This window comes from Micromonospora zamorensis (genome assembly GCF_900090275.1).
Classification (GTDB): domain Bacteria; phylum Actinomycetota; class Actinomycetes; order Mycobacteriales; family Micromonosporaceae; genus Micromonospora; species Micromonospora zamorensis.
Map to the genome: position 1 here is coordinate 469,793 of NZ_LT607755.1, position 20,542 is coordinate 490,334.

19 protein-coding genes are annotated in these 20,542 nt (G+C 71.9%); 9 read left to right on the forward strand and 10 right to left on the reverse strand.

Annotation, left to right across the window (positions count from 1 at the left end):
- Nucleotides 1–157: 157 nt before the first annotated feature.
- A complete protein-coding gene (locus GA0070619_RS02130) occupies nucleotides 158–1,993 on the forward strand; it encodes a glycoside hydrolase family 15 protein (protein ID WP_088946491.1) in 1,836 nt (611 codons plus the stop codon).
- A 9-nt stretch (nucleotides 1,994–2,002) separates the two neighbouring features.
- Here GA0070619_RS02130 and GA0070619_RS02135 read toward each other — a convergent pair whose 3' ends face one another.
- Nucleotides 2,003–2,818 carry a DUF72 domain-containing protein gene (locus GA0070619_RS02135; protein WP_197699651.1) on the reverse strand — a complete coding sequence of 272 codons (816 nt, stop codon included), beginning with the start codon at nucleotides 2,816–2,818 and terminating at the stop codon, nucleotides 2,003–2,005.
- A 117-nt stretch (nucleotides 2,819–2,935) separates the two neighbouring features.
- On the opposite strand from GA0070619_RS02135, the gene GA0070619_RS02140 reads away from it, so the two are divergent.
- From GA0070619_RS02140 to GA0070619_RS02155, 4 genes are all read left to right on the forward strand, one after another.
- A complete protein-coding gene (locus tag GA0070619_RS02140; protein ID WP_088946493.1) occupies nucleotides 2,936–3,955 on the forward strand; it encodes a glycosyltransferase in 1,020 nt (339 codons plus the stop codon).
- 63 nt (nucleotides 3,956–4,018) lie between these two features.
- Nucleotides 4,019–4,768 carry a Clp protease N-terminal domain-containing protein gene (locus GA0070619_RS02145; RefSeq protein WP_088946494.1) on the forward strand — a complete coding sequence of 250 codons (750 nt, stop codon included), beginning with the start codon at nucleotides 4,019–4,021 and terminating at the stop codon, nucleotides 4,766–4,768.
- A gap of 291 nt (nucleotides 4,769–5,059) precedes the next feature.
- Entirely contained in the window at nucleotides 5,060–8,362 is a 3,303-nt protein-coding gene (locus GA0070619_RS02150) for an ALF repeat-containing protein (protein WP_231927237.1), read from the forward strand.
- A gap of 34 nt (nucleotides 8,363–8,396) precedes the next feature.
- On the forward strand, nucleotides 8,397–8,858 hold the full coding sequence (locus GA0070619_RS02155; RefSeq protein ID WP_088946496.1) for a hypothetical protein: 462 nt from the start codon (nucleotides 8,397–8,399) through the stop codon (nucleotides 8,856–8,858).
- A gap of 10 nt (nucleotides 8,859–8,868) precedes the next feature.
- Here GA0070619_RS02155 and GA0070619_RS02160 read toward each other — a convergent pair whose 3' ends face one another.
- Nucleotides 8,869–9,387, reverse strand: a complete 519-nt coding sequence (locus tag GA0070619_RS02160) for a hypothetical protein (protein ID WP_088946497.1) — start codon at nucleotides 9,385–9,387, stop codon at nucleotides 8,869–8,871.
- Between the two features lie 133 nt (nucleotides 9,388–9,520).
- Nucleotides 9,521–9,715 carry a DNA repair protein gene (locus tag GA0070619_RS02165; protein WP_088946498.1) on the reverse strand — a complete coding sequence of 65 codons (195 nt, stop codon included), beginning with the start codon at nucleotides 9,713–9,715 and terminating at the stop codon, nucleotides 9,521–9,523.
- Nucleotides 9,716–9,886: 171 nt separating this feature from the next.
- Between GA0070619_RS02165 and GA0070619_RS02170 the strand changes: the two genes are divergently transcribed.
- On the forward strand, nucleotides 9,887–10,549 hold the full coding sequence (locus GA0070619_RS02170; protein ID WP_088951500.1) for a GNAT family N-acetyltransferase: 663 nt from the start codon (nucleotides 9,887–9,889) through the stop codon (nucleotides 10,547–10,549).
- 220 nt (nucleotides 10,550–10,769) lie between these two features.
- Here GA0070619_RS02170 and GA0070619_RS02175 read toward each other — a convergent pair whose 3' ends face one another.
- From GA0070619_RS02175 to GA0070619_RS02190, 4 genes are all read right to left on the reverse strand, one after another.
- Nucleotides 10,770–11,468: a TetR/AcrR family transcriptional regulator gene (locus GA0070619_RS02175; protein WP_088946499.1), complete on the reverse strand. Its 699-nt coding sequence runs from the start codon at nucleotides 11,466–11,468 to the stop codon at nucleotides 10,770–10,772.
- Nucleotides 11,431–11,925 carry a thiol-disulfide oxidoreductase DCC family protein gene (locus GA0070619_RS02180; RefSeq protein WP_172861959.1) on the reverse strand — a complete coding sequence of 165 codons (495 nt, stop codon included), beginning with the start codon at nucleotides 11,923–11,925 and terminating at the stop codon, nucleotides 11,431–11,433. Before GA0070619_RS02180 ends, GA0070619_RS02175 begins: the two co-directional genes overlap by 38 nt.
- Complete coding sequence (locus GA0070619_RS02185) at nucleotides 11,922–12,491, reverse strand: hypothetical protein (RefSeq protein WP_231927238.1); 570 nt, start codon at nucleotides 12,489–12,491, stop codon at nucleotides 11,922–11,924. The genes GA0070619_RS02180 and GA0070619_RS02185 overlap by 4 nt, the downstream gene beginning before the upstream one ends.
- Before the next feature lie 134 nt (nucleotides 12,492–12,625).
- Complete coding sequence (locus tag GA0070619_RS02190; RefSeq protein WP_088946500.1) at nucleotides 12,626–14,080, reverse strand: glycoside hydrolase family 3 N-terminal domain-containing protein; 1,455 nt, start codon at nucleotides 14,078–14,080, stop codon at nucleotides 12,626–12,628.
- Nucleotides 14,081–14,248: 168 nt separating this feature from the next.
- Between GA0070619_RS02190 and GA0070619_RS02195 the strand changes: the two genes are divergently transcribed.
- Nucleotides 14,249–15,424, forward strand: a complete 1,176-nt coding sequence (locus tag GA0070619_RS02195) for an ROK family transcriptional regulator (protein WP_088946501.1) — start codon at nucleotides 14,249–14,251, stop codon at nucleotides 15,422–15,424.
- 121 nt (nucleotides 15,425–15,545) lie between these two features.
- Here the strand turns inward: GA0070619_RS02195 and GA0070619_RS02200 are convergent, their stop codons facing one another.
- Together GA0070619_RS02200 and GA0070619_RS02205 are read right to left on the reverse strand one after the other, a co-directional pair.
- Complete coding sequence (locus GA0070619_RS02200) at nucleotides 15,546–16,559, reverse strand: ABC transporter permease subunit (RefSeq protein ID WP_088946502.1); 1,014 nt, start codon at nucleotides 16,557–16,559, stop codon at nucleotides 15,546–15,548.
- Nucleotides 16,556–17,557, reverse strand: a complete 1,002-nt coding sequence (locus GA0070619_RS02205; protein WP_088946503.1) for an ABC transporter ATP-binding protein — start codon at nucleotides 17,555–17,557, stop codon at nucleotides 16,556–16,558. The genes GA0070619_RS02200 and GA0070619_RS02205 overlap by 4 nt, the downstream gene beginning before the upstream one ends.
- Nucleotides 17,558–17,676: 119 nt before the next feature.
- Between GA0070619_RS02205 and GA0070619_RS02210 the strand changes: the two genes are divergently transcribed.
- Complete coding sequence (locus tag GA0070619_RS02210) at nucleotides 17,677–18,528, forward strand: ABC transporter ATP-binding protein (RefSeq protein ID WP_088946504.1); 852 nt, start codon at nucleotides 17,677–17,679, stop codon at nucleotides 18,526–18,528.
- Between the two features lie 24 nt (nucleotides 18,529–18,552).
- Entirely contained in the window at nucleotides 18,553–19,449 is an 897-nt protein-coding gene (locus GA0070619_RS02215; protein WP_088946505.1) for a ribokinase, read from the forward strand.
- Nucleotides 19,450–19,459: 10 nt separating this feature from the next.
- Here GA0070619_RS02215 and ftrA read toward each other — a convergent pair whose 3' ends face one another.
- Nucleotides 19,460–20,485: a transcriptional regulator FtrA gene (gene ftrA / locus GA0070619_RS02220; RefSeq protein ID WP_088951503.1), complete on the reverse strand. Its 1,026-nt coding sequence runs from the start codon at nucleotides 20,483–20,485 to the stop codon at nucleotides 19,460–19,462.
- Between the last annotated feature and the right edge of the window lie 57 nt (nucleotides 20,486–20,542).

A 20,542-nucleotide genomic window follows, 5' to 3' on the forward strand; every position in this document is an offset into this window, starting at 1 on the left:
CAGGTGTCCCTTCGTCGATGTCGTCAACAAGGACGCTATCGGCGATTGCGGAAGGTTTGCTTCCGCAATGACCAGCGGGTTCGGAGGAGTTCGCGTGTAGCCCGCGACTTCCCCGGGTAGTCGCCGCCGTTGCCATCACGAGCGGCGGGGGACCAACGTGGAAGCGACGTATCCGGCGATCGAGGCGCACGGTCTGATCGGTGACCTGCAGACCGCCGCGCTGATCAGCGCGGACGGCGCGGTCGACTGGTTCTGTGCGCCCCGTTTCGACTCACCGAGCGTCTTCGCTGCGCTGCTCGACCATGACAAGGGCGGCCACTTCCGGCTCACGCCCGACGGCATCGACTACACGAGCAAGCAGCTGTACCTACCCGGTACGCCGATCCTGATCACCCGCTTCCACAGCGCCGACGGCGTGGGGGAGTTGTTGGACTTCATGCCCGTCACCGGCGAACGCGCCACCGACCAGCACCGGTTGATCCGGCTGGTGCGGATGGTCCGGGGGAGCATGCGGTTCCGCTTCGACTGCCGTCCACGGTTCAACTACGGGCGTGACCCGTACGAGCTTGAGGTGCACCCCGAGGGCGACGTTTTCCGGAGCCCGACTCTGACCCTCACCCTCGCCGCGTTCAAGGACTCGGAACGGACATTCGACGCGACGGGGATCCGGCGGGACGCGGACGGCGTGTCCGCGTCGTTCACCCTGCACGCGGGTGACATCGGCGGGGTCGTCCTGGAGACGGCCTGCCCGCACGCGCCCCGCGCGATGAGCACCGAGGAGGCGTGCGACCTGCTCGCCGAGACCCGCGACTACTGGCGGCGGTGGGTGGGCGGCTCCCGCTACAAGGGCCGCTGGAGGGAGGTGGTCGAGCGGTCGGCGATGACGCTCAAGCTGATGACGTACGCGCCGACCGGCGCCCTGGTCGCCGCACCGACCGCCGGGTTGCCGGAGCAGATCGGCGGGCAGAGGAACTGGGACTACCGCTACACCTGGGTCCGGGACGCGTCCTTCTCCGTGCACGCGCTGCTGCGGCTGGGCTTCACCGACGAGGCCCAGAAGTATCTGTTCTGGCTGAACGAGCGCATCCGCGAGGCCCGGGACGGCGGCCTGCCCCTTCAGGTGATGTACCGGATCGACGGCTCACCGGACCTCAACGAGGAGGTGTTGGGTCACCTGGAGGGATACCGGGGCTCTTCTCCGGTGCGGATCGGAAACGGCGCGGCCGGCCAACTGCAACTCGACATCTACGGCGAGGCGCTCCTCTCGTTGGAACTCGCGGACCGGAGCGGGCTGATCCCGCCGTACGAGGGGTGGCAGAAGACGGCGGCTCTGGTGGACTGGCTCTGCGAGCACTGGGACCAGCCCGAGGACGGCATCTGGGAGACCCGGTCCGGCCGGCAGGACTTCACCTACGGGCGGGTGCTGTCCTGGGTCGCACTCGACCGTGCGATCCGCATCGCGCACCGCCGAGGGCGCCCAGGCGACACCGCCCGGTGGGCCACCGAACGGGACGCCATCTACCAGCAGGTCATGACCCGCGGGTTCAACCAGGAGCGTCGCGCATTCGTGCAGCACTACGGGTCCGACATCCTGGACGCCTCGCTCCTGGCGATGCCCGGGCTGAACATCATCTCGCCGACCGACCCGATGTGGGAGTCGACGCTGCGGGCGATGGACGCCGAACTGGCCTCCGACAGCCTGGTCTACCGCTACGACCCGAAGGCCTCCCCGGACGGCCTCGCCGGCACCGAGGGCACCTTCAACATGTGCACCTTCTGGTACGTACAGGCGCTCGCCCAGGCCGGTCGGCTCGACGACGCCCGGTTGACCTTCGAGAAGATGCTCACCTACGCCAGCCCGCTGGGTCTCTACTCGGAGGAGATCGCCCCGACCGGTGAGCAGATCGGCAACTTCCCGCAGGCGTTCAGCCATCTCTCGCTGATCAGCACTGCTGCCCACCTCGACGACCTGCTCGACAAGGAGCAGTGCTGACCCGCCCGGTCAGAACAGCGTCAGCGGCTCGACCGGGATCGGCTCGGGCAGCGCGTCCAGCTCGGGTACGCGTGCGCGTACCTCGTCGTGGAACCGGCGGGCGAGCACGGGCGCATCGGCGTTGTCCGGGGTGTGGACGAACATCGTCGGTGAGCGACCCTCCCGCAGCCAGGCCACTGTGACGTCGACCCAGCGTCGCCACCCCTCGACGGTGCGCGTCGAGTCGTCGCGGCCGAGGTAGCGGACGATCGGCCGGTCCGTCAGCGCCAGCGACCGCAGCGGCACCCGGGGCTTCTTTGTCCAGGCGTCCCGCTCCGCGTCGTTGGTCGGTGGGCTCGCGAAGAAGGTGGTCGTGTCGAAGGGGATCCATTCGGCGGATGCGGCGGTGAGGGTCGCCTCCAGCAGGCGGGTCGCGCGGTCGTCGGTGAAGAACGCGGGATGGCGCACCTCCACCGCGTACCGGTGTGATCGGGGAAGTCGGGCCAGGAAGCGGGTCAGGGTCGCAACGTCGGCGGGACCGAACGAGCCGGGCAACTGGATCCAGAGAGCGTGGGCACGCGGGCCGAGCGGCTCGATCGCGTCCAGGAAGGCGCGCAACGGCTCGCCGACGTCGGTGAGCCGACGTTCGTGCGTGATGACCTTCGGAAGCTTGAGGACGAACCGGAATTCGGGTTCGGTCTGCGCGGCCCACGACTCCACGGTGTCCCGGGCGGGGGTCGCGTAGAACGTCGTGTTGCCCTCAACGGCGTCGCACCAGCTGCCGTAGTGCCGCAGGCGCTCCGCGGAGGGCAGCCGGTGACCCGGCCACGACCGGTGGCTCCACATCGCGCACCCCACGTGCAGACGCATGACCGCCCTTTCCGCCAGTGAACCGCGCCCTGACCGCAGCCACCGTATACGCGCCACCAGACGCGACCCGAGCGACGGGTAGCGTCCGGCGCCATGCGTGTGCTGTTCGCCAGTCTTGCGTCCGTCGGTCACACCTATCCGCTGATCCCGCTGGCGATCGCCGCCCGGGACGCCGGTCACGAGGTGCACTTCGCCGCCGGCCCGGCGGTGCACGCGCCGCTGGCCGCGAACGGCCTGCGGCCGTTCCGCCCGGGCGACGCCTTCTACGAGGTGTACGTCGAGGATCTCGAACCGGAACTGGCGCGGCTGAGGCCCGATCTGGTGGTGCACGAGTGGGGGCTGCCGGGGGCGGCCGTCGCCGCTCATCGGGCCGGCATCCCGGGCCTCTGGCACGGCTTCGGGCGGATGTTCCCCGACGGCATCGGCCTCGACCTTCCCACCCGCAACACCGAGGTAGTCGGCCGACCGCACCTCGACATCTGCCCGCCTTCGCTCCAGGACGCGAACTTCCTCGCCACCGAACGTCGGATCGAGCTGCGACCGGTCCCGTTCTCGACACCGACCCCGCTACCGGCGTGGGTGAGCCGTCGGACGTCCCGGCCGCTGATCTACCTGACCCTCGGTACGGCTTTCGGCACACCGGAGCTGTTCCGCACGGTCATCGCCGGTCTGGCGACGCTGGACGCGCAGGTGGTCGTCGCGGCGGGCCGGGTGCCTCCGGAGCAGCTTGGCGAGCTGTCCGACCACGTCACCGTGCACCCCTGGGTGTCGCAGGCGGAATTGCTGCCGCTCGTCGACGTGGTGGTGCACCACGGGGGCAGCGGCACCACCCTCGGTGCGCTCGCGTCTGGCGTACCGCAGGTGGTGTTGCCCCAGGGTGCCGACCAGTTCGCCAACGCCGACGCCCTCGACGCCGCCGGTGTCGCAGTGCGGCTGCTTCCCGAGGAGGTGAACGCGGACGCCGTCGCCGAGCGGACGCACCGTCTGCTGCCGCAGCACGGCAACGCCGAGCACCGCGACGCGGCCCGGGTGGTCGCCGAGGAGATCGCCCGCATGCCGTCGCCGGCGACGGTGGCCGAGCGACTACCGGAGTACGCCGGCTCGGGAGCGTGAGCGCAGAAACTAGATCGTCAACTCAGGGTTGACGATGAGGCTGCGTCAACCTATGGTTGACGCATGACGGAACCTACCCAGATGAGCAGTCGGGTCAAGCTCGACGACCTGATCCAGGCGATCAAGACGGCACACACCGACGCCCTCGACCAGCTCACCGACGCGGTCATCGCCGCCGACCACCTCGGCGAGATCGCCGACCACCTGATCGGTCACTTCGTCGACCAGGCTCGGCGCTCGGGCGCCTCCTGGACCGACATCGGCCGCAGCATGGGAGTCAGCAAGCAGGCCGCCCAGAAGCGCTTCGTGTCGAAGGCGACCGACGGGTCGCCGCTCGACCCGAACGACGGCTTCGGCCGGTTCACCCCCCGGGCCCGCAACGTGGTGATCGCCTCGCAGGAGGAGGCCCGGGCCAGCGGAAACGCCGAGATCGGGCCCGAGCACCTGGTGCTGGGTCTGCTGGCGGAGCCGGAAGGGCTGGCCGCCAGGGTGATGGCCGGTCGGGGCGCGACTCCCGAGGCGGTGCGGGAAACCGTCGGCGCGGCCCTGCCGCCGCGGGTCGACCAGGTCCCGGACCTCATCCCGTACGACGCGCGCGGCAAGAAGGCGTTGGAGCTGACCTTCCGGGAGGCGTTGCGCCTCGGGCACAACTACATCGGCACCGAGCACATCCTGCTCGCCCTGCTGGAGCAGGAGGACGGCGCCGGTGTGCTCACCAACCTCGGCCTGACGAAGCCGTCGGTCGAGGCCGACCTCGCGACCGCCCTCGCCGCGGTGGTCAAGGCCGCCTCGAAGGGCGACGACGCCCAGTAGCCACCATCCCGCGCCGTCCCGCGAGTGCCGATGTTCTCGCCGGGCGGCGCGGCGTTCCCCCCAATGTGCGACATGGGGCCGGCGTGGGATTGCTCGTCGACGGCGCCGATCCGGGTTGTAAGTCCGGAAAGTTGTATATGCCGTCACGGGTCCGCACGCCGGACGGCCCTCCCCTAGCCTCGGGTAGCCAGCGCGAATCGACGCATGGGCATTCGTGAACGGGGGAGCAAGTTGAGGAAATCCTTTAGACAGTTAGTACGGCGTGCCCTGGCGGCCGCTGTCGTACTGACCGTGGCGGGCGGAATGTTCGCCGCGCCAGCGCATGCCGACCCACCGACTCCGGCCGACCGGCAGCGCTGCGTCGACCTTCTGCTGACCGGCGGCCCAGAGGTCGCCCGCGCCGCTGAGCTGGCGTTGACCGGCTCGGACGCGGACCTGCGGGCCTTCCTGGACACCGGGCTGGTAGCCGCTCGCGCGCACGACGACCGGGTGCAGGTAGCGCAGTATCAGGCGGCTGGCGGCAGCACCCTTCGCGCCGCCGCCGAGTCTGCCCTGGCCGGCTCACCCGAGGACGTCCGGGCCTTCCTCGACAGCGGCTACGAGGAACCGATGAACATCGACCTGCGGATCAAGCTGGGTCAGGTCATCGCCGTCAGCGGGCCGCAGGTCAAGGCCGCTGGTCAGACCGCGCTCAACGGGAGTCAGCAGGACATCCTCAAGTTCTTCTACCTCGGGCTTGACCAGGCCCGGACCCTCGACGACCGGATTCGGATCGCGCAGATCATCTCCGCTGGCGGCCCGGGCGTGCGGGAGGCCGGCCAGCAGGCCCTCAACGGCGGCACCGGGCAGGACCTGCGCGAGTTCCTCATCGCCGGGCAACACGTGGCGCGGGCACGCGACCAGGAGGTCAGCTCGCTGTCCCTGTTGGTGAGCCGTGCCAAGGAGGCGGGTGAGCTGGCGGCCGAGGAGACCGAGGCCGCCAAGATCGCCTCGGCTCAGGCGGTCGAAGCCTCCCGGCTGGCCAAGGAGGCCGCCGAGCGCGCGAAGGCCGAGACCCAGGCCGCACAGAACTCCGCCGAGCGGGCCTCACGGGCTGCGGCCCGGGCGGCCGACGCGGCGGCACGCGCTGCGGACGCGGCACGGACGGCGGTCAGCGCGGCGAGGGCAGCGAACAATGCCGCCCGACTCGCCTCGAACGCCGCATCCCGGGCCGCCTCGGCCGCGACCCTGGCCGGCCAGGCGGCATCCAAGGCGTTCGGCGCGGCCGCTGCGGCGGCAACCGATGCGAACAAGGCCGAGGCGGCCCGCCAGGCCGCCGCAACGGCGCGCAAGGTCGCGACGGACGCGCGCAAGGCGGCCGACGCCTCGAAGGCGGCGGGCAATGCGGCGCTGGCTGCCAGTGGGGCAGCGGTCTCGGCTGCCAACGCCGGGGCGAATGCGGCAGCAGCGGCATCCGCCGCTGCCGCCGCCGGCGGGCAGTCCAACGTGGCGGCGGCGGAGGCGGCGCGGGCCCGCGCCGCGGCTGCGGCCGCGCAACGTAACGCCGCTGCGGCGACCCGTGCGGCCAACGAGGCGGAGCGGTTCGCCCGGCAGTCGGCGCAGGCCGCCAACCAGGCGTACCAGGCGGCGATGGACGCGGCAGCGCACGCCACCGCGGCTGCGGCCGCGGCCGACGACGCCGCGGCGCACGCCGGTGACGCCGCTACCGCAGCGGCCAAGTCGACCCAGCACGCGGCCGGTGCGTTGGCCGCGGCCAACACCGCCACGGCGGCGGCGACCCAGGCCACGGCGGTGGAGGAGGCCGCGCGGGTTGCGGACGTGGAGCGGCTGGCGGCCCAGACGGAGTACGGCGTACAGGACGCGAAGGAAGCCCGGCTCGCCGAGCAGGCGGAGCTGGCCCAGGCTGCGGACGACGCGGCCGAGGAGGCCCGACTGGACGCGCAGACGCGGCAGTGGTTGACCGAGGCAGGCGCGCCGGGGGCGCCCTCGGCGACCGTCCTCTCCAGCGGCCGTCTCGCGGCCGCGCGACTCGCCCGCACCGGTGGTCAGTGGACCCAGAAGGCAGCCGCTGAGGCCCTCGCGGGTTCCGAGGCTGACCTGCGGGCCTTCCTTGCCACCGGCCGAGCCGTGGCGGCGGACGAGGACGACCGCGCGCGGGTACGGCACATCGGTGCCCTGGGTAAGCCGGCCCTTCTCGACGCGGCCAAGGCAGCTCTGGCCGGGGACCACGATGATGTCGTGCAGTTCCTCGGAACCCGGAACTACGTGGGCAAGGAGCAGGACGACCGCATCCAGATCGGCCAGTTGATCACCGCAGGTGGGCCGACCATGAAGACCAGGGGACAGGCGGCGCTCAACGGCACGGAGGCCGACCGGCACGCGTTCCTGATGACCGGGCAGTACGCCGCGGCCGAGATCGACGACCGGATCAAGGTCGGCCAGATCATGTCCGCCGGTGGCCCCGAGGTGAAGTCGGCCGCGCAGGTGGCACTGGAAGGGTCACGAGCGTTCCTGAAGGACTTCCTCACCGACGGGCAGTTCCGGGCGCAGCGACGTGACCTGGAAGCGGTCACCCACGTGGCGCGGGTACGTGGCCTGGTCGCCGAGGCGGCCGGTTACGCCGCCAACGCGCGCAAGGACGCCGCCGAGGCAGCACGGGTCGCGGCGGTGGCCCGGAAGGCTGCCGAGGACGCGGCGCGTTACGCACAGGAGGCCCAGCAGGCGGCCAACCAGGCTGCCGGCTATGCCACGCAGGCGCTCCAGTCGGCTCAGGCGGCAGCGGCATCGGCGATCCAGGCGGCGCAGTCGGCCCAGATCGCCAAGGCGGCGGCCGCCTCCGCGAGGCAGAGCGCACGGAACGCCGCCGCGTCGGCCGCCCAGGCCAACGACGCTGCGGCGCGGGCGAGTTCCTACGCCAGCGCCGCCTACGATGCCGCGGACCGTGCCCGCGCCTCGGCGCTGGCCGCCGGACGCAGCGCGGACCAGGCCGCCGCGGAGGCCTCGGCGGCGTTGGCCGCTGCGGTCGCTCTGCAGCGACAGGAGGCGGCCCAGAGCCCGGGTGGGCCGCCCGAGGGGCCGCGCCTGGACCAGCCGACCGGGGAGGACCCCAGGCGACTGGGGAACCAGCTGTTGGGCAACAACGCCCTGGCTCAGGCGGCGCTGGCACTTTGGGGCGGCAACTGTTTCACCGGCGCCAAGCAGATCATCTGCACCGATGTGGACACGCCGAATGGTCGCCCGATCACGGTTGGCGACTACCTGCTCTATCCGGACTCCCGCAGAATCTTCGACGAACTACTGGAGGACGAGACCGCAGAGCGGGCCAGACTGCGAGCAGCGGGCGTGGACGCGAGCACCTACGGCCCTGACCTCCTCGAACACGAGGCGCGGCATTCCGACCAGTGGCAATATTTACCGCCGACTCAGTTCCTCACCCTGTACTACCTCGGAACAGCTGCCTCCTACCTCCTGACGGGAACCGACGGCGATGGCAACCCCTGGGAGATCGGAGCCAACCCGTACAAGGGCGCATACTGGACATACGGCAAGCCAATCATTGACTGGTCCAAGTGTTGGATCATCGTCTGGTGTTAGGCGAGAACTGTTGACCAGAGCAAGGGTCCGGGCGGTGGGCGTCCTGGTGACGCTCGCCGCCCTGGCGGGGCTCGCTGCATGCACCCCGGCAGACAAGCCGCTGACTGCGCTACGAGTCGTCAACGGACAGCCGGTTCTGGTGGTGGCGGAGTGTGCCGTCTTCACGGCGACCAGGATCGCCGTCTTCACCGAAGAGCCCGCGCCGCCCGCGAAATGGGCAATCGAACGTGCAGGCACCGAGCAGCTTGCGGCGGTGACCCTGTTGCAGCCACCGCCAGGCTGGAATGTGGCCGAGCAGTCACTCGCCGCGTTCGAGCCCGACATCGAGTATGCGGTCACCGCCCACGGCGATCAGAACGATGCTGATTCCATTGATTTCACCCTGGCCGAGGTGACCGGGCTCGGGCCGGATCAGGTTCTCGTCAGCGATGGCGGCACGAAGCGGAAGGCGGTCACCGAGACCGCCTTCCGTGATCGGGCGAAGAAGGCCTGCTGACGCCGTTGGGTCAGGAAACGTCAGGGAAGCCGTAGCGCAGGGCGTGCTCCGGGTCGGCGGGGTCGATCTGGCGCACGCCCGCGTCGGCGAGGCGCTTGTTGACCTCGTCGAGCTGCTCGCGAACCAGTCGGGCCTCATCCTCGGTGACCCGTCCCCGGTGCGGCTTGCCGGCGTGCTCCAGCGTGCCGTAGTCGATCTTCTCGGTGCTCTTGCGGGCCTTGGGCGGGCGGACCCGCTCGGCGGTCTTCAACAGCTGCGCCATCGGCACGTCGGTGGCCATCGCGTCGAACTCGCTGGCGGTCAACACCACCCGGCGGGGCTCGCCGCCGCCGTGCCGGTCGTGGATCTCCACCACCGCCACGTCCAGGGCGGCGTCGTCGAGGTTCTCCACCTCGGTCGGGGTGGCGTCCAACTGCACGGGCCCGGCGACCAGGTCCGGGTGCTCCAGCACGACGACGCGGACCACCTCGTCGTCCTGCTGTAGGACCGTGCCGCTGAAGTCGGAGACGTGGATCGTCTTCTTGCCCATGCGCGGAGCTTCTCCTGTCGTTGGCCGGATGGCGGACCACAAGAAATTACCCGACAGGTGTGCGAAAGCCCTCGCTGGACCTCCCCGGTGTGTCGCCGTCGGGTTGAACTCGTCAGCGGCCCTTCGACCGGTGTCAGTGGTTGTTCAGGCGGTGCCTGCCGGAGCTGCCGACGGACAGCTTGTTCAGCCTGGACCAGGAGAGGGTGCCGCGGCCAATCGCCCGGGGGTTCCGGTAGCGCGGCTGGGGCGGGACGCCGCCAACGCTCTCCGCTGCCTGCCAGAGTCGCTCGGGGTCCTGCTGGTAGTGGTCGTTCGGCTGAATCGGCATGCGCCTACCGTCCCAAATAAAGGTGTCCAGGTATGGAAATACATATGACGGTCGATAGGTGAGGTTGGTTCCCCGGCGTTCGTCCGGCTCCGGCCCTGACGGTTCGTCCGCCCGGCCCGGCCGCCCGGCGTACGGTGATCCACGACGGCCGGGGTGACGGGGGAGGTCTGCATGCTCGACCGGCGGCTCCAGCTGCACCTGGCCACCTGGCTCGGCCAGTGGCCGGCCGGGCCGGGGCTGCACGTGGTCGCCTCGCATCGGCGGACCAGGCCGGCCTGGGACGGCCGACTGCGCCCCGCGCTCGCCGTGGACACCGGGCGGAGCGCAGTGCTCTCCGTGGCGCCGGATCGGGTGGCGGCGATCCGCTCGCTGGTCCGGCGTACACCGGATCGGCTGCTCGCCGCGCTGCCGGAGGCCGTCGGGCTGCCCGACTGGTGCGTGCACGACGGCCCCTTCCGGTGGAGCGTGGCCCCCGCGCCGCTTCCCGACGTGGGGGAGTGGACCGAGCCGACGGCTCCCGGGTTGCCGCCCTGGCTGCGGCTCTTCGACCGGCAGGTGCTGGTGGTCCGTGACCCGGACGGCAGCTACCTGGCCGGTGCCGGGATCAAACGGCATGACGCGTACGGGCACGAGTTGGCCATCGGCACCGCGCCTGCTGCCCGGGGTCGCGGCCTCGCCCGCCGACTCGTGGCGCAGGCGGCGCGGCGGGTCCTCGACGAGGGGGCGGTGCCGACGTACCTGCACGAGCGGGACAATCAGGCCTCCGCCCGGGTCGCTGACGCGGCCGGTTTCCCGGACCGGGGCTGGCGCGCCTACGGGGTCTATCCGCGCTGAGCTCACAACGGGCGCGGACCGTGGACCCCGGGCCGGATCCACGGTCCGCAACCTCCCCCCAGGCCCCGGTTCCGGGTGTGCCGGTCGCGCTCTGCGCGGGCCGGGACATGTCGATCACGCTACGTATCGATCAGGCGCTCGGCAAGGGGTGAGCTGTCGGTTCGGAGTGTCGAAAAGCGGACTTGACCTGCTTATTCGCGGTCGAGCGGTGCCGGCCGGCTCAGTGACGGAGCGTGCGAATCAGCTCGAGCACCTGTCGGGTCACCGGCCGCAGGACCCGGAGCCGGGACAGCGCCACGAGCCGGTCGACCAGTGGTACGGCTCCGTCGATCAGCTGGCGGGTCTTGGCCTGGCCCGGCGATCGGTCGTGCACCCAGTAGAGGATCACGCCCATGTACGCGAGCCAGAGCAGCTCGGGCAGCTGTGGGCGCAGCTCGGCGTCGACCTTGGCCGTCGAGCCCGTCAACACCTCGCCGAAGAGGTCGATGGCCGCCTCTCGGGGGCCGGAGGACTCCGCCGAGAAGGGGCTCAACGGGGAGGTGGGCTCCGCCGCCGTCTTGAAGAAGGTCGCCGCGAATTCGTGCGAGGGCGTCAACACGTCGATCCCCGCGTGCAGCACTCCGGCGAGCCGCGGACCGAACGCCTCCTCCCGGTCGAGCACGGGCTGCGCGGCGGCCCGGTGCTCGACCTGGGACTGGGCGTAGAACTCCTGGATCAGGTGGTCCTTGGAACCGAAGTAGTAGTAGGCGTTGCCGACCGCCACGCCGGCCTCCTGCGCGATCGCCCGCATGGTGGTCTGGGCGTAGCCGCGTTCGCGGAACAGCCGCATCGCGGTGTCCCGGATCAGCTGCCGGGTCTGCTCGCCTCGGGCGGTGGCAGGGTCACCCGCAGTGGTCGTCTGCGCAGGCTGCTCGGTCATCGGGGCCACCGTATCCCGCCGTTTCGTCGATCGGCTCGGCCGACGGGTCGCGGATCCGTTCCCGGATCGCCGAGGCGGCGGCCACCGTCTGCCGGGCGAGGGGCAGCAGGGCCGGCCGGGCCAGCCGCTCGGCCATGGGCCGATGGTCGGCCAGTGCCCAGAGGCAGGCGAACCAGGCGCCGTCGCCCGCGTACACCTCGCCGGTGTCGGCGATCACGGTGAGGTCGCGCAGCGTCGCGTCGTGGTCCAGGCCGGGGAAGCGCCGCCGGGCCTCGGCGGACCCGGCCGGCACGAACTCCAGGGGTACGAGTTGGGCGCGGGACGACAACCAGCGGCGGGCGGCCCGGCAGAGCGGGCAGGCCGCATCGAACAGGACGGTGAACCCCCGCATCCCACCGCCGACGTGAGCGGTGGGGTCCGGGAGCCGGCCGACGCCATCGGTCGGGGGCATGGTCATCGGGTCGGCGGGTTGCTCGTCGGTCCGGTGCCCGGCTGCGGTCCGCCCGGCCGCGGACCGGTTGGCTGGGGTCCTACCGGGTACGCGCCGGTCGGGTGGGGTCCTGCCGGGTACGCGCCGACCAGCTGCGCCCCGGGTTGGATGGGGGGCATGGGGAGTCGACCGATCGGGGCCAGCGGGGGGTGGGTGGCGAGCTGGCGGAGTCGGCTCCGGCGGTAACGGCCGAGTGCGAAGACGTTGAAGAAGTGCAGCGCGCCGAGCACCAGCAGCACCAAGCCGATCTTGAGAGACAACTCCTCCATGGCCTGGCTGGTCGATTCCACCGGGTCGGGGTGCTTCATCGCCACCGTGACGTAGCCGAGGTTGAGCAGATAGAAGCCGACCACCAGGAGACTGTTGACCGCTCGGGCGAGCCGTTCCTCGGCGAACACCTCCTCCAGAAAGACCTGCCCGTTGCGGGACAGTGCTCGAGCCACCCAGATGGTCAGGCCGACGCTGACCGCGAGGTAGATCACGTACATCCAGACCTTGATGTCCATGTGGACGCCCTTCTTGAACGTGTTCAACTACCAACGCCGTCAGCCTAGGGCACATATTGAACATGTTCAAGAAAAGGCGACCAGTGACTGTGGACACTGAGGCGGACGCTGCGGCGCGCCGACCCGGCCGGGCCTGGAGCCCGGCCGGAAGACGCCATGGCCTAGCCGGTCAGACCGAGCGCCTCGGCCGCCGCCCGACCGTTGGCGTGGCTCGCGCCGTACGTGGTGACGAAGGCGCGTACGCCCTGCGGGCGCCACTGTGCCGGCCACCCCATCTCCACCACGGTCACCGGATGCTGGGCGGCCAGGCCGGCGATCAGCTCGGGACCGCCGGGCAGCCGGTGCAGGTGCCGCCCGACCAGCACGATGGGCCGGTCCCCGGCAAGCTCGCCCAGCCTCGACGGGTCGGTCTCGGTGGCGATCACCCGCAGCTCCTGCACCCCGCTCAGGTGTGGACCGAGACCCCACGGCACCCGACCCTCGGCGATCGTCGACTCGGTGTGCAGTTGCACCACCAGTGCTCGGTCCAGGCCGTTGAGCACGCCGTCCACCCGGACCGCGCGGCGTGCTGCCGCGTACCCCAGCTCGGTGTCGCTGGCGGCCGTCGACCCGACGGCGGCCCGGGTCCAGGCGGCGAGGTCGGCGGCCCGGCCGGCTGCCTCCTCGACCCGTGTGGTCGCCAACCGGCCGTCGGTGAGGGCGTCGACGATCTCGGCGGCGACCCGCTCGACGAGCTGGGCGTCGACCTTCGCGCCGATGCAGAGCAGGTCGGCGCCGGCGGCCAGGGCCCGGACCGCGGCCGGCCCGACGCCGCCGGCAGCCACCGCGGCGCCCTTCATCTCCAGGGCGTCGGTGATGACGGTGCCGGTGAAGCCGTACTCGGCGCGGAGCAGGTCGACCAGGACGGCCCGGCTGAAGGTGGCCGGGTCGGTGCCGGTCAGTGCGGGCACCCGGATGTGCGCGGTCATCACCGCGCGGGCCCCGGCGGCGACGACCGCCGCGAACGGCGGCAGGTCCCGCTGCCGCAGCAGGGCCAGCGGGGCGTCCACGGTGGGCAGCTCGTGGTGGGAGTCGGTGACGGTGGCACCGTGCCCGGGGAAGTGCTTTGCGCAGGCGGCGACGCCGGCGGCCTGCAACCCGGTCACGGCGGCGGCCGAGTGGGCGGCCACCCGCACCGGGTCCGCCCCGAAGGACCGGGTGCCGATCACCGGGTTGTCGTCGGCGGTGTTGACGTCCACCGTCGGGGCGAGGTTGACGGTGATGCCGAGCGCGGCCAGCTCGGCGCCGATCGACTGGTAGACCCGTCGGGTGAGCGCCACGTCGCCGATCGCGCCGAGGGCGGCGTTGCCGGGGTACGGGCTGCCGGTGGCGTGTGCCAGCCGGGTCACGTCGCCGCCCTCCTCGTCGATGGCGATCAGCGCGTCCGGCCGGCCGGCGCGCAGCGCGGCGGTGCTCGCCGCGACCTGCGCGGGGTCGTGCACGTTGGTGCCGAACAGCGTGTGTCCGGCCAGCCCGTCGGCCAGCAGGTCGACCGCCCAGTCCGGCGGGGCAGGCCCCGGGTACGCGGCCAGCAGCGTGCCGAGCGCCAGCCGGCGCAGTCCTGGATCCAGCCCCACGTGATCTCCCCCTTCGGTGCCCGGCGGGTACGGAACGTCGTACCGGTGGGGGTGTTCGCCCTGCCGAGTCGGCCGAGCGCCCCACCTTCGGGTGGCCGTTACGCTACGGCTACCCGTTCGCAGGTCGGTTTACAGTTAGCAAAGTTTACTAAAACTAGAGGACGTGTCATGAGTGCGACCCGGCTACCCGGCACCCCCCGCCTGTTGCGGGCGCTCAACGACCGTGCCGCGCTGGAACTGCTCCTCGAACGCGGTCCGCTGACCCGGGCCCGGCTCGGCGAGCTGACCGGGCTGTCCAAGGTCACCGCCTCCCAGCTGGTCGAGCGGCTGGAGGAACGCGGCCTCGTCGCCCGGGTCGGCGAGCAGGCCGGCGGGAGGGGGCCGAACGCCCAGCTCTACGCCGTCCGTCCGAGCAGCGCGCACGTGGTCGGCGTCGACGTCGGACCGGATCGGGTGGTTGCCGCCTGCGCCGACATCACCGGCGCCGTCATCGGCCGGGTGGAGCAGTCGACCAGGGACACCGACGACCCGGTGGGCGTGGTGCACAACGCCGTGGTGCAGGCCGCCAGCAGTGCCCAGGCGCAGCTGAGCAGCGTACGGCGGATCGTGCTCGGCACGCCGGGCCTGGTCGATCCCGGCACCGGCGACATCACCTTCGCCTTCAACCTGCCGCGCTGGCACAGCGGCCTGCTCGCCGCGCTGCGCGACGACCTGGACACCCCGGTGGTCTTCGAGAACGACGTCAACCTGGCCGCGGTGGCCGAGGCGCAGTCCGGCGCCGCTCAGGGCCTGGCGGATTTCGTGCTGGTCTGGGTGGGAGCCGGTGTCGGCCTGGCGATCATGCTGGGCGGCCGGCTGCACCACGGCAGCAGCGGTGCGGCCGGTGAGATCGGCTACCTGCCGGTGCCCGGCGCGCCCATTCCGCGCGACGTCTCCCGTCGGGCCAAGCCGGCCTTCCAGCAGTTGGTCGGCGCGGACTCGGTGCGCGCGGTGGCCCGTGAGCACGGGTACCCGGACGCCGACGCCGCCGAGGCGGTCCGCGCGGCCGTCGCGGCCGGCGCCGACGGCGGCCCGATGCTCGACGAGTTGGCCCGCCGGCTCGCGCTCGGTGTGGCCAGCACCTGCGTGGTGCTCGACCCGCCGCTGGTCGTGCTTGCCGGCGAGGTGGGTCAGGCCGGCGGCGCCGCGCTCGCCGACCGGGTGCAGCACGAGGTCGCGGCGATCACCCTGGTGCAACCTCGGGTGGTGCCGACCGGGCTGACCGAGGAGCCGATCCTGCGCGGCGCGCTGCGCACCGCGCTGGACGCCGTGCGCGACGAGGTGTTCGGCTCCACCGTCGGCTGAGCCCGCTGCGGCGGTCACGTGAAGAAATATTTCACCGCCGGTCGGCCTGCTGCAAGCCCTTGCCGTCGACGCCCTGGTTTCACCGGGCCGCCCGCGAGTGGACGGGCGACCCGGCGAAACCTCAGATCAGGTCGCGTCGGCGGAACACGGCGAACGCCGCCGCGGTCACTCCGCCGGTGATGGCGAGCAGCACCAACAGCGACGGCAACCAGGTCAGGGTGTAGAACCCCTCGCAGGTGCCAACGCTGTTGCCCGTGCAGATCCGTGGGTCGTAGAAACGCGCCTCGCCGTTCAGCCACGCGCCGATGTAGCTGGAGAGCATGAACAGGTCCGACTGCGGGGCGTCGATGATCTCCAGGACCAGCCGGGCGCCCAACTCCCAGACCACCACATACGCGGCGAGCGCGCCGAGAGCCGCCGAGGTGTGCCGACCCAGCGTGGCGATCGCGAAGCCCGCCGCGGTGGTCAGCAGCACCAGCACCAGACCACGTCCGTGCAGCGCACCGAGCTCGCGCCAGAACTCACCGCTCAACTGGCTGGGCAGCCCGGCGGTCTGCCCGATCACCCAGAACGTGGCGAGGTAGGCCACCGACGCCAACAGGGCCAGGACCAGCACCGTGCCGAGCAGGGTGCCCAACTTGGCCCCGAGCACCGTCAACCGGCGTGGCCGCCAGAGCAGCAGGTTCACCACACCGCCGGAGTTCAGGTCAGCACCGATGTAGGAGGCACCGACCAGGAACCCGAACAGCACCAGGAACGCGATGAGGAAGAAGACCAGCGGCCGCGCCTGCTGGGCGAAGCTGAACACCCCCGGCAGGAAGTCGGCGGCGATCGGCAGCCGGGACTGCCGGATCGGGTCGATCTCCGAGCAGTCGGCGGGGAGGTACAACCCGCTGTCCTCCGTCGGCAGCGAGCCGCCCTGGCGGGCCAGGCACTCCTGGTACGCGGTCTCCATGCTCTGCCGGGCCTCGGTGGCCTGCGCGCGCGCCGAGTTCAGCTCACTCGCACTCGGCTTGTGGGAACCCGCGAGGGTGGTAGCCGCCGTCACCGCGAACGCAAACGCCAGCAGGACGACCATGAGTTGCACGAAGCGACGGGCGGCCAGTCGCTCCAATTCGGCACGAACCAGGTTCACGCGTCCACTCCCCGATCGAGATCGATCACCGCATCGCCCTGACCGGCGTACGGCAGCGCCGAGTCGTCGACCTGGCGGGGCACCGACGGGTGCGCACCCGTCAGCTCAAGGAAGACGCTCTCCAGATCCGGCCGCAGCGGCGTCAGCTCGCCGACCCACAGCCCCTGCTCGCCGAGCACCCGGCTGATCACCGTCGGGTCGCTCGTCCCACTCACCACCAGTGCCTCACCATCGACGACCGCCGTCAGCTGGGCCGCGTGCAGCAGCTCAGTCGCGCGCTCCGGGTCGGCCACCCGCACCAGGAACTCGTGCCGGTCGTAGCCCGCCAGCACCTCGTCCACCCGGCCGGTCGCCACCCGACGTCCCTGCGAAATGATCGTGACGTGGTCGCAGATCAGCTGGATCTCACCCAGGATGTGGCTGGACACCAGCACTGTCACCCCGCTCGCCGCCAGCGACCGCATCAGGTCCCGCATCTCCCGGATGCCCGCCGGGTCCAACCCGTTCGCCGGCTCGTCCAGGATCAGCAACCGCGGGTCCTTCAGCAGCGCGGACGCCACCGCGAGACGCTGCTTCATGCCCAGCGAGTAGCCCTTCACCCGCTCGTCACCCCGATCGCGCAGGCCCACCAGCTCCAGCGCCTCGTCCACCCGCGAGACCGGTACGCCGCCGGCGCGGGCCAACAACCGCAGGGTGCGGTACCCGGTGAAGTTGCCGAAGAACTGCGGGCTCTCCACGATGGCACCCACCTGGCCCGCCACCCGGGGCAGCAGCTCCGGCGACGGCTCGCCCAGCACGCTCATCCGGCCGCTGTCGGCGCGTACCAGCCCGAGCAGGGCACGCAGGGTGGTGGTCTTGCCGGAACCGTTGGGGCCGAGGAAGCCGTGAACCTGGCCCGCCTCCACCAGCAGGTCGAACCCGTCCACCGCCACCCGCCGGCCGTTGCGCATGCTGTGGAAGGTCTTGCGCAGACCCTCGATCTCGATGACCGCGCTCATCCGCGCGGCTCCGTACCTCGACGGGGCATGGACCGTCCTCCGGACTTGGTGATCAACGACACGGCGCTTCACCCTATTGCCGAGGCGCCGCCCATGGGGGGCGCCCCGACGCTGCGTGGTTGGATGGAGCGGTGACTGACCTGATCCCCGGCGCTGCCGGCGCCGCGCCTGCCGCCGCTCCTGTGGACCCGGATCTGGTGGTCAGCCTCGACGGCGTCGGTGTACGCCGCTCTGGCACCGCCCTCCTCCAGGACCTGACCTGGCGGGTCGAGCTGGACGAGCGTTGGGTCGTGCTCGGCTCCAACGGCGCCGGCAAGACCACACTGCTCAACCTCGCCGCCGGCCGGCTGCACCCCACCACCGGTGTGGCGCACGTGCTCGGCGAGCGGATCGGCCGCACCGACGTCAACGAGCTGCGCACCCGCATCGGCCTGACCACCGCCGCGCTGGCCGAGCGACTGCCCGCCGACGAGCAGGTCAGCGACGTGGTGGTGACCGCCGCCTGGTCCGTGGTCGGCCGCTGGCGCGAGAGCTACGAGCGCGGGGACGTGGCGCGGGCGCTGGCCCTGCTCAGCCAACTCGGCGTCGGTGGCCTCGCCGAGCGCCGTTACGGCACCCTCTCCGAGGGTGAACGCAAGCGGGTGCAGATCGCCCGTGCATTGATGCCCGACCCGGAGCTGCTGCTGCTCGACGAGCCGGCCGCCGGCCTCGACCTGGGTGGTCGGGAGGACCTGGTCGCCCGACTGGCCGAGCTGGCGTACGACCCGGACGCCCCGGCGATGGTGCTGGTCACCCACCACGTCGAGGAGATCCCGCCGGGGTTCACCCACGCGCTGCTGCTGCGCGAGGGTGGCGTGGTCGCCCAGGGCCTGCTCGGCGAGACGCTGACCGGCGACAACCTCTCCAAGACCTTCGGCCTGCCGCTGGTGGTCGAGCGCCGGGGCGACCGCTACACCGCCCGGGCCGCCTGAGCGTCGGCCAGGGCGGAGACGACAGTGCCGCAGACCCGGGTTGCCGTGGTGGGCAGCGCCAACATGGACCTGGTCGCGATGGCACCCGCGCTGCCGCGACCGGGCGAGACCATGCTCGGCACCGACTTCGTGATGGTGCCCGGCGGTAAGGGCGCCAACCAGGCCGTCGCCGCGGTCAGGGCCGGAGCGTCCTGCGCCTTCCTCGGCGCGATCGGCTCGGACGCCTTCGGTGTCACCCTCCGGGCCCGCATCACCGCCGCCGGGGTGGACACCAGCCAGCTGCGCGTGGTCTACGGCACCTCCGGGGTGGCGCTGGTCATGGTCAACGCGCAGGGGGAGAACGCCATCATGGTGACCCCCGGCGCCAACGACGCGCTGGTCGGCCTCACCGAGGAGGAGTTGGCCACGGTGAGCGCGGCGGACGTCCTGGTCGCCCAACTGGAGATCCCGGTGCAGACCGTGACGGCCGCGGCGGTGGCCGCCCGCGCCGCCGGCACCCGGGTCATCCTCAACGCCGCCCCGGCGCGGGACCTCCCACCCGAACTGCTCGCATCGGTGGACCTGCTGGTCGTCAACGAGGGCGAGGCGCAGGCACTTGCCGGCCGAGGTCGGGAGGAGCCCCGGGCTCTGCTCGACCTGGCCCCCCGGGCCGTGCTCACTCTCGGCGGCGAGGGCGCCTGGTACGTCGACCGCGACGGCGCCGAGGTGCACGTGCCGGCGGTACGCGTCGACGTGGTCGACTCCACCGCCGCCGGTGACGCGTTCACCGCCGCGCTGGCCGTCGGCTGGGGCGAGGGACGTGATCTGGTCGACGCGGTGCGCTGGGCGTCGGCGGCCGGCGCTGCCTGCGTACGCAAGCTCGGTGCGTCGGTGGCGCTCCCGCAACGCGCCGAGATCGACGAGCTGTACGCGCCGGTCTGATCCACCCGCGTCACGCCGGCCGGCCCGCGCCCGTCCGGAAGGCCCTGCGGTACGCCGACGGCGAGGTCAGCATGAGCCGACCGAAGTGGTGCCGGTAGGTGACCGGCGTGTCGAAACCCACCGAGCGGGAGACCTGCTCGACCGGGGCGTCCGTCTCCTCCAGCAGGGTGAGGCTGGCGCGGACCCGCTGGTCGATCAGCCAGCGGATCGGGCTGGTCCCGGTGGCCCGGGCGAAGTGCCGCAGGTAGGTGCGGGGCGACATGTGCGCCTGCCCGGCCAGCTGCGCCACGCTCAGCGGCTCGGCGAGATGGGCGAGTGCCCAGTCGATGCTGCCGGCGATCCGGTCGTCGTCCGGGTCGGTGGGCACCGGCGCCTCGACGAACTGGGCCTGCCCGCCGTCGCGGTGTGGCGGGATCACCAGCCGCCGGGCGACCGCGTTGGCGATCGCCGCGCCGTGGTCGCGCCGGACCACGTGGACGCAGAGGTCCAGCCCGGCGGCGCTGCCGGCGCTGGTGAGCAGGTCGCCGTCGTCGAGGTAGAGCACGTCCGGGTCCACCTCGATGAGTGGGTAGCGCCGCGCCAGCAGCTCGGCGTACTGCCAGTGGGTGGTGGCCCGCCGGCCGTCGAGCAGCCCGGCGCCGGCCAGCGCGAACGCGCCCGAGCAGATCGACATGATGCGGGCACCGCGTCGGTGCGCTCGGCGCAGCGCGGTCACCAGCTCGGGTGACGGGTCACCGGTCACGTCCGGCACGCCGGGCACGATCACCGTCCGCGCCTCCGCCAGCTCGGCCAGGCCGTAGGGGGTGTGCAGGCTCGCCCCGCCGACCACCGGCACCGGCCCCGGCCGCTCGGCGCAGACCACCAGGTCGTACCAGTCGACGTCGAACTCGGGTCGGGGCAGCCCGAACACCTCGGTGACGATGCCGGTCTCGAACACCGACATTCCCGGGTACGCGAGCACTGCCACGCGGTGGGCGGCTGCCGGCCGTCGAGGCGTCGGCAGCAGGCGCGGGCCGGTGGTCGTGGTGGGCCGCATCGGCATGGCGGGATGTTAGCGCAGGACGTCGTCTCCGCCACTCGCTGCGGCCACGCG